This window comes from Flavobacterium arcticum (assembly GCF_003344925.1).
In the GTDB taxonomy this organism is placed as follows: Bacteria; Bacteroidota; Bacteroidia; order Flavobacteriales; family Flavobacteriaceae; genus Flavobacterium; species Flavobacterium arcticum.
In genome coordinates this window covers 1133876-1145570 of record NZ_CP031188.1, presented here as the reverse complement: position 1 = coordinate 1145570, position 11695 = coordinate 1133876, and the positions used below count along the sequence as shown (strand labels likewise).

The following is an 11695-nucleotide window of genomic DNA, read 5'->3' as shown; positions in this document are numbered from 1 at the left end:
AGGGTTTTTTCTGTTTTGTATAACTATGTTTGCAGTATCGTGTATTACGCCAAGGCATACAGTAGAGATCAACGATTATATTTTATTAGAAAACGGAATAGAAATTTTAGGAAAAGAGAAGGGGTTAACGGCTTTTATGTTCGAGAACAACCCGAGAAAAATTCCTTTTCAGCAGTTTGTAGCCGATAAATATAATGTGGGCAGTTACCATGATGTAAATTACTGGGTAACTATAAATGGCAATAGATATAAAGTATTTGTATATGAAAATTCAGATATAGAGAAGTATTTTGATATATCAGAGTTTATGGTGACTAATGTAGAAACAGAAGTAAACATTGTAGGATCTAAAGCAAAATTTATAGCGCTGTCTATGACCGATGCCTCGAATGAAGATTGCCTTGGCGAAAATTCGTTATTTCGAAGCATTGCCATAAAGCATTTAAAACAATTAAAAGACGAATACCTGAATAACTAAATGGATTTTACTAACGCCACAAATCATCTTACTGTAAAAGACCACTCCGTTTCGGGAGAGGAATTTGAGTTATTACTTAATGAAGAGTTACAGCTTTTAAAAACGCATCCGCAACCTAGTGCCGAAAATTTAGGGCGCTATTATGAAAGTGACGATTACATTTCGCATACCGATGGTAAACGTTCATTTTTTGAAAAACTGTATCATACCATAAAGCAAAAAGCACTTCACGACAAGATAAAGTTATTGCAAAGCTTTAAGCCTAAAAAAGGGAAGTTGCTGGATATAGGTGCAGGTACAGGCGATTTTTTAGTAATGGCAAAAAACCATGGGTGGAGCATTACAGGTATAGAGCCAAGCGAAAAGGCAAAAGGTATTGCACAATCAAAAGGAGTATCATTTGCAGATAGTCTTGTCGATATTCAAGACCATTCGTTTGATGCGGTAACCCTATGGCATGTATTAGAACATGTACCAGATGTAGAAAAGCAAATCTCAGAACTAAAACGTATAATAAAACCCGATGGTGTTATTGTGGTGGCTGTACCAAACTTTAAATCATACGATGCCAAATATTATGGTGCTTATTGGGCAGCTTATGATGTACCAAGGCATTTATGGCATTTTAGTAAAACAGCCATGCAACAACTTTTTGGGGCGCAAGGCATGGATGTTGTAAAAATAGTACCCATGCTTTTTGATAGTTTTTATGTAAGTCTGCTTTCAGAGAAATATAAAAACGGCAAAATGAATTTTGTAAAAGGGTTTTGGGTCGGGTTAAAGTCAAATACTAAAGCAAGACGCAATTTTGAGTATTCGTCCCATATTTATATCATTAAAAACACCTAAAACACGAAATAAAGCGATTTAAGCTACTTTTATAGTTGATAATAGTAATTACCATAGCTGCTGATTCAAAAGCAAAGCAGCATAAAGATAAACAAGTCGCTTTTTATTAATTATAGTTATAGCTAATTTAAAAACTATAGTTAACCTTTATAGTGATAAAAACACAATAAACAGTCTATAAAAACAGTTGTGTTGTACATTAAGAAGTAATTATTACTTTTGTCGAAATTTTTAAATAACTAAATTCATAAAATGAAAAAATCGCTTATACTATTGGGTGCTGCCCTTGCCATGATTTCTTGTGATAAAGGAACATCATCATCTGCTGGTTTAAAAACAGCTTATATCGATACTGTCGAATTGATGGAGAATTATGAAGAGTTAAAAGATTGGGAATCGAAAGGAAAAGTAAAGAAAGAAGAGATGGAACGCGAGCTTCAAGAAGAAGCACGTAAACTAGAGCTTGATGCAGCGAGTTTTCAGAATGAAATGCAGTCTAAAGGAAGACAGTGGGCTGAGTTAAAATACCAAGAACTACAAAAAAGACAAAGAGATCTTGGCATTAAGCAAGAAACTATGATGATGCAACTTCAGGAAGAATTTGGTGTAAAAAGAGATACCATACTTTCGCAAATGAAAAGACATATCAAAGAGTACGGTAAAAAAGAGGGTTACGATTATATATACGGTACAGGCGATGCTGCAAGCATACTATATGGTAAAGAAGAGTATGAGATAACAGATGTTATACTTAAAGACCTTAACAAAAACTATAAAGGAGAGGCTACTACAACCGAAACTCCTGAAGCTAAAGAAGAAGACACCACAGCAGCAAAATAATATACAGTTTTATAACTAGTGTAAAGCGTTATATACCTTGGTATATAACGCTTTTTTAATGATTATTTAGAAGTAGTATTATCCTGAAATTCACTGAACAAAATATCTTCTATACACTTTATTTCATCCATAAGTATAGATTGTTTTCGTTTGCCAAAATATAGCGTGTTTTCAAGAGGTTTATAACCTTCCCATATTTTAAATACATTTTGGTTGTCCATTGCTTCTTTACACAAAAAATAGGGTAAAACAGCAATACCTCTGCCTTTAGATAAACACCTAATTATAGAAAACTTATTGGGCACAATGTAGTTAGGTAAAAAATTTGGGCGTTCGCCAAAATTATTCTCCCAAAATAAGTTTAAAACATCCATATCGGCAGCGGTACTGTACCACAACTGCGATTTTAGCCAGTCTTTAACCTCGTCTTTATTATTTTTATTTAAACGTTCAAATTCCGATATATCGGTACTGTTTCCTGCCACAACTATAAACCGTTCGGCTGCAAAAGGAGTATAGACTAAATTATTTACTGCTGTAGTAGAGGTAGTTAATATTAAATCGGCAGAGCCATGCTCTAGCGCTTGAATTAACTCGTTAGTACTACCAAATTGCATAATTAGATTAAAACCTAAATCGGGGATATGTTTTTCTAGCGCTTGCTGAAAAGTTTCTACACACATACCAACATTTACAGTAGCCCTGTCGTTACCTGACTTGCGCTGAAACCTACTTTCAATATCCTCCATACATAGCAATGAGTTTATCATTTGTTGGTAAAGGAGTTTACCTTTTTCGGTAGGTAGCATTTTGCGTGCTGTACGTTCAAATAACGGAAAACCCGTATAGGCTTCTAAAGCATTTAAATGCAATCCTATACCAGGTTGCGAAACATATAACTGTTTTGCTGCACCGCTCATTGTGCCTGTTTCATATATCGCTCTAAAAGTTCTGAACCATTCAAGATTAGCTTTCATTATAATTATTATTATACTTTATGCAAAGTTACATTATTTTTATTAGTGATTGATGTGTTCTAATTTTGTCCCTGTAATTAGTAAAGTAAAAGAAATATGACAAAAATATTTGTAATTAACGGAGGACAGCACTTTGGTCACTCAGGTGGTAAGTTTAATGCAACACTTACAGAGCTAGATAAAGCCTTTTTTACACAAGAAAATGGCTTTGAACTTAAAGTAACCGATATTAATGAGGAGTATAACCCTGATGAAGAGGTACAAAAATACGTTTGGGCAGATGTTATTATTTATCACTTCCCTGTCTGGTGGTTTTCTATGCCGCATAAGCTAAAAGCATATATAGACATCGTTTTTACCGCAGGGCATAAAAAAGGACTTTATTATAGCGACGGACGTAAAAGTCATAATCCCGATATTAATTATGGTACTGGTGGTAGCATGCAAGGCAGGAAATATATGGTAACAACTACATGGAATGCTCCCGAAACAGCATTTACCCTCCCAGATGAATTTTTTGACCAAAAAAGTGTAGATGACGGGGTATTATTTGGTTTTCATAAGATGAATCAGTTTATGTCGTTAGAAAAGATAGACGGTATACATTTTCATGACTTAGAAAAAAATGTAACCCAACAAATGGTAGATGAGTATAAAGAAACCTATACCAAACACTTAATCAATGCCTTTAAACAACAATTATCAACTACGCCTCTAGGGTGATGGTGTAGTTAGGGATTATTATAGTTTTTTTATGTACTAACGCCGAAAAATCCTTATTTTTCGGCTTTATTATACGCCTATGCAATCCCTCTCTACTACAGCCCAATATGCCCTTCGTTTTATCAACCAAACGAACAAGTCTATATTTCTTACAGGTAAGGCGGGCACGGGTAAAACCACGCTGTTAAAAGAGATTATCAAGACCACGCATAAAAATGTAGTAGTAGTAGCACCCACGGGTATTGCAGCACTAAATGCAGGTGGCGTTACCATACACTCTATGTTTCAGTTGCCCTTTGCGGGTTTTATACCAGAGTTTAACCATCCGCCACAATTTTCTGATAGGGTAAAATTTGAAACTAAAGATACCTTACGCAGGCATTTTAAAATGCGAGCAGACAAGCAAACAGTACTCAGGAACTTACAACTGCTTGTTATAGATGAAGTTAGTATGCTTCGTGCCGATTTATTAGATGCTATAGATTTTATGCTCAGGAGTGTACGCAAAAAAGATATGCCTTTTGGTGGTGTGCAAGTGTTGTACATTGGCGATTTATTACAACTTCCGCCCGTTGTACGCAATGAGGAGTGGGAGGTACTACGCCAGTTTTACAGAGGTAAGTTTTTCTTTCATTCGCACGTAGTACAGCAAAACCCGCCTTTGTATATTGAGTTAGATAAAATATACCGCCAAACGGATGAACAATTTATAAGCGTACTCAATAACCTGAGAAATAATATTATTACTAATGATGATTTGCAAGTATTAAATCAGTTTGTAAAACCTGATTTTGATATTAAAAATAACCCTGGTTATATTACCCTAACCACCCACAACGCTAAGGCAGACACCATGAATGCTAATGCGCTTAAAGACCTTAAAGGCAAAGCGCATACCTACCTACCTGAAATTGTAGATGATTTTCCCGAAAAGATATACCCTGTAGAGGAAGAGCTAAAGCTGAAAATTGGCGCACAGGTAATGTTCGTTAAAAACGACCCATCGCCAGAGAAGAATTATTTTAACGGAAAAATAGGGGTAATCGAATCATTATCAGAAGGTGAAATCATGGTACATTTCCCTGAAGAAGACCTTACCATTGAAGCCGAAAAATATGAATGGCAAAACATCCGTTACTACGTAGATGAACAAACCAAAGAAATAAAAGAAGAAATATTAGGCACATTTGTACAGTACCCGTTAAAGCTGGCTTGGGCAATAACGGTGCATAAAAGTCAAGGGTTAACATTTGATAAAGCGGTACTCGATGTATCGCGTGTTTTTATGCCAGGTCAGGCATACGTTGCTTTATCACGTTTACGTTCGTTAGAAGGGCTTGTTTTGCTTTCTCCGATGCAAATGAACGGTATTCTTAATGATGCCGATGTAATGCAATATGCTGCCGAAAAAGCTAAGACAGATGACCTTGAAGCCTCATTACAACAAGAAACCAAAGTATTTATAGGCAATTTCCTGATAAACAGTTTCGAATGGAAAGACCTAGCTACCCAATGGCAAAAACACAAAATGAGCTATCTGCAAGAAGGCGATAAAGCTCTGAAAAGCAAATACAGACAGTGGGCGCAGCAACAAGAAGACAAAATACACAAATTGTTAGACCCTGCGGGTAAGTTTATCAATCAGCTTAATAGTTTGTTTTATAAGCCCGACACCGATATGACTTTTGTAAAAGAAAGGGTAGTGGCAGCCTACAATTACTTTTTCTCTGTAATGGATGGATTAACGGGTGAGATATTGGCAAAAATGGAAGAAATAAAGCGACAGCGAAAAGCCAAGGGTTTTTATGAAGAACTTACCGAGCTAGAGGAACTACAAACCAATGCCGTACTGCAACTGATGAAAGCAAAATTGCTAATGCAAGCCGTAGTAGCAGGGGTAGAAATAAACCGCGATAACCTTACATCTCCCGAAATACAGTCGTATAAAAAAGACAAGCTGGCTACTATTCGCAAAAAAATGCCTGCTGCGCCTACCTTCTTAGACGATGACTACGAAGAAGATTACTCAGCTAGTTATGCGCCTAAAAAGAAAAAGAGCAAAGAGCCTAAAAAATCGACCCTCGAAGAAACCTTTGAGCTATGGCAGCAAAAAATGTCGATTTCCGAAATTGCCACCAAACGTAAGCTCACCGAAACTACAATACAAAGTCATTTTGCGGGATTGATACAAAAAGGAAAAGTACAAGTAACCGATGTATTACCAAAAGATAAAATAGAAGCTCTTAAAACGGCATTTACTGATTTTGACGGGCAATCCTTAACCGAAGTAAAACAAAAAAGCGGAGATCAATTTTCTTGGGGCGAGCTAAGGCTCTACAGAGCGAGTATAACTAATGAATAGATAGGTTACAAATAATCAGTTGTTGCTATTCTAACCCTAATACTTTTTTATTATCATCTGATAATTTCCAATTCTCTTGAATATCTAAGTTAAGAAAAATGATGCGTATGTTTAAATCCTTGTTGTTTTTAAGGGATTTATACCAGTTGTACGATGTATCATCGTTCATACCATCAACAAACATTGCCCAATTTATAATTACATAAGCATCATAACTGGCTTCTGTATTGTCACTAGAAAGGAAATTATAATTGGTTATCCAATCCTTAAAATGTTCTTTATTGTCTGAACTAGCATTACTAATTTCATCAATATTACTTATAGCCATACCACATCCTGTACCTTCAAATCCTGATATTAGATATCCATCTTTATTGAAGAAATAAGCTTCAGGTATAACTAATTTTTCAGAATTATTATACTCGATGAAGGTATTAATACCATTTAACGTTGCAATTTCATTAGCTGATACTTCATAACCTTTCTTATTAAGATAGTTAGTCATAGTCTTCTTATTCTGCTTCTCAAATTTTATACTCGTCTGTCGATTAATTGTGCAAGAAGCTGCTAGAAAACTTAGGATTAGAATAAAGTACTTCATGTCATTTTGAGGTTATAGGTTATAAATTCATTTTACAACCAGCTTAACAACAATACTACTGGTATAAAGTAAATCACTATGGTTCTTGCACCATCATAATCTTTAGCAGCACGCTGCCCTAAAAGCAGGAACAAAAACGTAACAGCCGATAGGCAAGCTGCATAAAACGCGAAATCAGTCTCGCCACTTACTAGTAGCTCTATAACCCCTATTAGCGATAAAGCACCTGCTACTACCTCAAGAGCAAGAATAATAAATACAGCTAACGGAACCATGTTTTTTAGGAATGTTTCAGCAAAATGACCTTTTAGCCAACCCACGTTGCCTTTCCAGTCCATTACTTTATCGTAGCCCGATTGTATAAATGTTATAGCAAGAAAAAGTAGTACGGCGATTATTGCGTAAGTCATCATAGTGTTTATTTTTTATGGATTAGTCGTGTTAGTTTAATAGATAAGTCAGTCAAAATTATTTTAGCATTACCATTACGTTCTATATGGTAAATGGCATCTGAAAGCTCTTTAAAAATATCGTTAATGTTGTTGCCGTTAACAAACGGTGCAAAATTTTCTAGTTTAAATTTATCTACAGTAGGCTCTATATATACCAGCTCCTTAGCCTGATAGTTAAGCATTAATGCTTGGCGGAACATAGTAATACAAAAATCAAGAAACTGTTTTTGCGCTTCGCGCCCTATACCCGCTATTTGTTCGCTCCAACTTATCAGATCGTGTATCGCAGCAGCATTCCCCTTGGCGCGAAAAGCAGCACGCACCCATTGTACAAACCACTCTTCAAAGGGGTAATCGTCACCCTTTTTGTGTAGTAAATGCGTTGCTTGGTTATAATTGCCCTGCGCTTGGTGGGCTAACTTCTGCGCTACGGCTGGTTCTATATTTTCACGAGAAACCAATGCATCGGCTATAGCTTGTTCGCTAAGCCCACCAAAGTGTAACACTTGACAGCGCGACAGTATGGTTTGTAGTATATCGTCTTCATCTTCTGTTACCAACAAGAAAACCGTTTTTTGTGGCGGTTCTTCTAGCAGTTTCAGGAGTTTATTAGCGGTAGCAGTATTCATTTTATCTGCCATCCAAATAATCATTACTTTATAACCACCCTCGTATGCTTTTAGCGAAAGCGATTTCATAATCTCCTGCGCTTCATCTACCCCTATTTGCCCTTGCTTGTTGGCAATGCCTATTTTTTTATACCAGTCAAAAAGACTACCATAAGGCGTTTGGGTAATAAACTCGCGCCACGATTTCATAAAGTTAGCACTCACAGGGTGGCTTTTTACCTCTCCATTGGGCGCTACTGGGAACACAAAATGCAAATCAGGATGCGAAAAGTTCTGAAACTTCAGGTTACAAGCAGCATTACCGTTGCTGTTTTCGCCACTGGTATTACCGCACAAAATATACTGCGCATAGGCAATAGCCATAGCGAGCGCACCAGAACCCTCTGGACCTACAAACAATTGCGCATGCGGAATGCGTCCGCTATCGGTACTTTTGGTTAAGTGGTTTTTAATGTGTTCCTGTCCTAAAATTTCTGAAAAAAGCATGGAACAAATATAGCAGAATTTAGGGGATTTGGTGTGTTATGATTGATGAAGATTACGCTGTCATTCTGAACGTAGCAGAGCGTAGTGAAGAATCTAAAACAAGCAGGAAATAGAGATGCTTCATTTCTCAGCATGACAGTACTTAACAACTACAACGAGTGATTTTTTTATAGTTTCATTTTTCAATCGCTATTTTTCAAACTATTATCAGAAAAAGTTATATTTGCTACGCTTCATTAAAAACTAAATAAAAAATACACATATGAAAACGCTTTCAGATATTGATTTTAAAGGTAAAAAGGCATTAATTAGAGTAGACTTTAATGTGCCTCTTGATGAGAATTTTAACGTTACCGATACTACACGTATTGATGCGGCAAAACCAACTATCGATAAAATTTTAAATGATGGCGGGAGTGTTATCCTGATGAGCCACTTGGGTAGACCAAAAGGAAAAGAAGATAAATACTCGCTTAAACATATTGTTGCAAAAACATCGGAGGTTTTAGGCAAGGATGTAAAATTTGTAAATGACTGTGTAGGCGATGAGGTTGAAAAAGCTGCTGCCGACCTTAAACCAGGAGAAGTATTACTGTTAGAAAACCTACGTTTTTATGATGAAGAAACAGCAGGCGACGAAGCATTTGCTCAAAAATTATCAAAACTAGGCGATGTTTATGTAAACGATGCTTTTGGTACAGCACACCGTGCGCATGCCTCTACCACTATAGTTGCAAAGTTTTTCCCTGAAAATAAAGTTTTTGGTGCGCTTCTTGCTAAAGAAATAGAGAGTTTAGATAAAGTATTAAAAAATAGCGAAAAGCCAGTTACAGCTGTTTTGGGCGGAAGTAAAGTATCTTCTAAAATTACTGTTATCGAAAATATATTAGATAAAGTAGATCACCTCATTATTGGTGGTGGTATGACCTTCACCTTTGTTAAGGCATTAGGCGGAAAAATTGGCGACTCTATTTGTGAAGACGACAAGCAAGAGCTTGCCCTTGAAATACTGAAACAAGCGAAGGCTAAAAATGTACAAATACATATTCCTGTAGATGTTGTGGCTGCTGATGGTTTTAAAAATGATGCTAACACACAAATAGTTGATGTTAACGAAATTCCTGACGGATGGCAAGGGCTTGATGCAGGACCAAAATCGTTAGAGAACTTTAAAAAAGTGATATTAGAGTCAAAAACCATACTTTGGAATGGTCCTCTTGGGGTTTTCGAAATGGAAAGCTTTGCTAAAGGGACTATAGCATTAGGCGAATTTATTGCCGAAGCTACAGCAAAAGGTGCTTTCTCGCTTGTAGGTGGTGGCGACTCTGTTTCGGCAGTTAAGCAATTTGGGCTAGAGCCAAAAATGAGCTATGTGTCTACAGGTGGCGGGGCTATGCTAGAGATGCTAGAGGGTAAAACCTTACCAGGTATTGCTGCTATATTAGAGTAGTCTGTTAAAATTTATACGAATACCAACTGTTTTAAAGTTATACCTCTTATGCCTTAGTAGCATTTAGGGTGTAGTAACGGTTAATAAATAATTTATGAACAAAAAAAGGATATTGTCTGCTGTTTTTGCATTCTTTTCTTTTGTGGCTTTTGCACAAGAAGGTGCCGAAACAGCCGTGAGTGCACAGGAAGTAAAACTTTCTTATATCGATTCGTTAAAAACAACCTTTATTCATAACGAAGAGCTAGCTTGTATGGACAGCCTTTGGGTAAAGGAACTGACTAATAAAGATCTTTTTGCAACCATGCAAGAGGATATACAAAATATAGATCCCGATGAAGAGGTAGATTATAACCTATCTACGGCTTTATTAAAAGAAAGGCTTGCCAAGCTGGATGCTGTCTCGCCATTTCATATAGAATACAGCAAAGGGTTAGAAAACATCATAAAATCATACCTGAAAAACCGACCAAAATCGTTTAGCAGGCTTATGGCACTATCAGAGTATTACTTCCCATTATTCGAAGAATACCTTGCCAAGTATGATGTACCTATGGAAATAAAGTATCTTGCCGTTATAGAGTCGGCACTAAACCCACGTGCAAAATCGAGGGTAGGCGCTACAGGACTTTGGCAATTTATGTACCCTACAGGTAAGCAGTTTAACCTTGAGGTAAACTCATATGTTGACGAAAGATGCGACCCTATACAGGCTACCGAGGCAGCTTGCCAGTATTTATCAAGTTTATACAATATTTTTGGCGACTGGGATTTAGTTTTAGCGTCTTACAATGCAGGACCGGGCAATGTTAATAAAGCAATACGCCGTTCGGGCAATCGTAAAAATTACTGGAACATACGACCAAAATTACCAAGAGAAACACGGGGCTATGTGCCTGCTTTCCTAGCTACTATGTATGTATATGAATATGCTAGCGAGCACGGTATTACGGCTAATAAAGCACCAATGACGTACTTTGAAACGGATACTGTAATGGTAAAACGTCAAATGTCGTTTAAGCAAGTTGCCGATTTATTAGATGTACCTATGGAGCAATTACAGCTATTAAACCCTATTTATAAACTAGATGTTATACCTTATACTACAGAGAAGCCACATTACCTGAGGTTACCTAAAGATAAGATTGGTTTATTTACCTCTAACGAAAAAGGAATCTATGCTTATATAGACTATGAAGCTGACCAAAGAGAGAAACCTCACTTTGTAATAGAACGCGAAGAGGCACTTGCACAAACCAAAATAATGGATGGTAAAAAGATAATTACCACCACCAAAACCTATAAGGTAAGACGTGGTGATAACCTTGGAGCAATAGCCAACAAGAATGATGTATCAGTAACAGAATTAAGAAAGTGGAACGGTCTTAGAGGTAATATGATTAGGGTAGGGCAAAACCTGAAAATTAAGGTAGAAACTATTGTAGATATACCGCCTATGCCAAAAGTAGAGGCTATAGCCGAGATAAAACCTAAAGAGGTTAAAAAGGAAAAATTAAAGCCGCTAAAAGCCGCAATTATTAAACCTATAATACCCGTTGATGAAGGTATAGTAATTGATGAAGATGAGGTTATTGAAGATACTGAAATAGCAGAAGAGGAAGCCGAAACACTTGAGGTGGCGACTGATACTCATAAAGACAATAAGTTTAAAGACTTTGATTATGAAAAGGAGCATTTGTATATTGTTCAAAAAGGAGACTCTTTATTCAGTATCGCAAAAAAACATCCTGGTGTAACAGTAGAGAACCTTAAAAACTGGAACAAAATAAAAGGAGAAAGCATTAAACCTGGCATGAAGCTAAAGGTTGTTGTTAACTAAAGTAAAGG

General features: G+C 36.6%; 11 protein-coding genes. 7 read left to right on the top strand and 4 right to left on the bottom strand.

All coding sequences use genetic code 11. The annotated features are described in order from the left end of the window. Window positions 1-25 precede the first annotated feature (25 nt). The 3 genes from DVK85_RS05185 (at window position 26) to DVK85_RS05175 (ending at window position 2167) form a co-directional block, all read left to right on the top strand. Entirely contained in the window at window positions 26-478 is a 453-nt protein-coding gene (locus DVK85_RS05185) for a hypothetical protein (RefSeq protein WP_114677418.1), read from the top strand. Then, window positions 479-1327, top strand: coding sequence for a class I SAM-dependent methyltransferase (locus DVK85_RS05180; RefSeq protein WP_114677417.1), 849 nt, complete (start codon window positions 479-481; stop codon window positions 1325-1327). Window positions 1328-1579: 252 nt separating this feature from the next. Then, entirely contained in the window at window positions 1580-2167 is a 588-nt protein-coding gene (locus DVK85_RS05175) for an OmpH family outer membrane protein (RefSeq protein ID WP_114677416.1), read from the top strand. 62 nt (window positions 2168-2229) lie between these two features. Here the strand turns inward: DVK85_RS05175 and DVK85_RS05170 are convergent, their stop codons facing one another. Next, window positions 2230-3144 carry a LysR family transcriptional regulator gene (locus tag DVK85_RS05170; RefSeq protein ID WP_114677415.1) on the bottom strand — a complete coding sequence of 305 codons (915 nt, stop codon included), beginning with the start codon at window positions 3142-3144 and terminating at the stop codon, window positions 2230-2232. Between the two features lie 96 nt (window positions 3145-3240). On the opposite strand from DVK85_RS05170, the gene DVK85_RS05165 reads away from it, so the two are divergent. Continuing rightward, window positions 3241-3867, top strand: a complete 627-nt coding sequence (locus tag DVK85_RS05165) for an NAD(P)H-dependent oxidoreductase (protein WP_114677414.1) — start codon at window positions 3241-3243, stop codon at window positions 3865-3867. A gap of 79 nt (window positions 3868-3946) precedes the next feature. Then, complete coding sequence (locus DVK85_RS05160) at window positions 3947-6229, top strand: helix-turn-helix domain-containing protein (RefSeq protein WP_114677413.1); 2283 nt, start codon at window positions 3947-3949, stop codon at window positions 6227-6229. A gap of 25 nt (window positions 6230-6254) precedes the next feature. Here the strand turns inward: DVK85_RS05160 and DVK85_RS05155 are convergent, their stop codons facing one another. The 3 genes from DVK85_RS05155 to DVK85_RS05145 form a co-directional block, all read right to left on the bottom strand. Continuing rightward, window positions 6255-6734 (bottom strand): hypothetical protein, encoded by a 480-nt coding sequence (locus tag DVK85_RS05155; RefSeq protein ID WP_114677412.1) that lies wholly within the window; start codon window positions 6732-6734, stop codon window positions 6255-6257. A 128-nt stretch (window positions 6735-6862) separates the two neighbouring features. Beyond that, complete coding sequence (locus tag DVK85_RS05150; RefSeq protein WP_114677411.1) at window positions 6863-7243, bottom strand: DoxX family membrane protein; 381 nt, start codon at window positions 7241-7243, stop codon at window positions 6863-6865. A gap of 5 nt (window positions 7244-7248) precedes the next feature. Continuing rightward, window positions 7249-8397, bottom strand: a complete 1149-nt coding sequence (locus tag DVK85_RS05145; protein ID WP_114677410.1) for a DNA polymerase III subunit — start codon at window positions 8395-8397, stop codon at window positions 7249-7251. Between the two features lie 262 nt (window positions 8398-8659). On the opposite strand from DVK85_RS05145, the gene DVK85_RS05140 reads away from it, so the two are divergent. Both DVK85_RS05140 and DVK85_RS05135 read left to right on the top strand, forming a co-directional pair. Beyond that, window positions 8660-9847 (top strand): phosphoglycerate kinase, encoded by a 1188-nt coding sequence (locus tag DVK85_RS05140; protein WP_114677409.1) that lies wholly within the window; start codon window positions 8660-8662, stop codon window positions 9845-9847. 94 nt (window positions 9848-9941) lie between these two features. Continuing rightward, complete coding sequence (locus DVK85_RS05135; RefSeq protein ID WP_114677408.1) at window positions 9942-11687, top strand: lytic transglycosylase domain-containing protein; 1746 nt, start codon at window positions 9942-9944, stop codon at window positions 11685-11687. Window positions 11688-11695: the final 8 nt, after the last annotated feature.

Coding starts and splice junctions, on each gene's coding strand:
- DVK85_RS05185 (WP_114677418.1), top strand. CDS start 26: ATGTTTGCAGTATCGTGTATTACGCCAAGGCATACAGTAGAGATCAAC.
- DVK85_RS05160 (WP_114677413.1), top strand. CDS start 3,947: ATGCAATCCCTCTCTACTACAGCCCAATATGCCCTTCGTTTTATCAAC.
- DVK85_RS05165 (WP_114677414.1), top strand. CDS start 3,241: ATGACAAAAATATTTGTAATTAACGGAGGACAGCACTTTGGTCACTCA.
- DVK85_RS05150 (WP_114677411.1), bottom strand. CDS start 7,243: ATGATGACTTACGCAATAATCGCCGTACTACTTTTTCTTGCTATAACA.
- DVK85_RS05180 (WP_114677417.1), top strand. CDS start 479: ATGGATTTTACTAACGCCACAAATCATCTTACTGTAAAAGACCACTCC.
- DVK85_RS05155 (WP_114677412.1), bottom strand. CDS start 6,734: ATGACTAACTATCTTAATAAGAAAGGTTATGAAGTATCAGCTAATGAA.
- DVK85_RS05170 (WP_114677415.1), bottom strand. CDS start 3,144: ATGAAAGCTAATCTTGAATGGTTCAGAACTTTTAGAGCGATATATGAA.
- DVK85_RS05140 (WP_114677409.1), top strand. CDS start 8,660: ATGAAAACGCTTTCAGATATTGATTTTAAAGGTAAAAAGGCATTAATT.
- DVK85_RS05135 (WP_114677408.1), top strand. CDS start 9,942: ATGAACAAAAAAAGGATATTGTCTGCTGTTTTTGCATTCTTTTCTTTT.
- DVK85_RS05145 (WP_114677410.1), bottom strand. CDS start 8,397: ATGCTTTTTTCAGAAATTTTAGGACAGGAACACATTAAAAACCACTTA.
- DVK85_RS05175 (WP_114677416.1), top strand. CDS start 1,580: ATGAAAAAATCGCTTATACTATTGGGTGCTGCCCTTGCCATGATTTCT.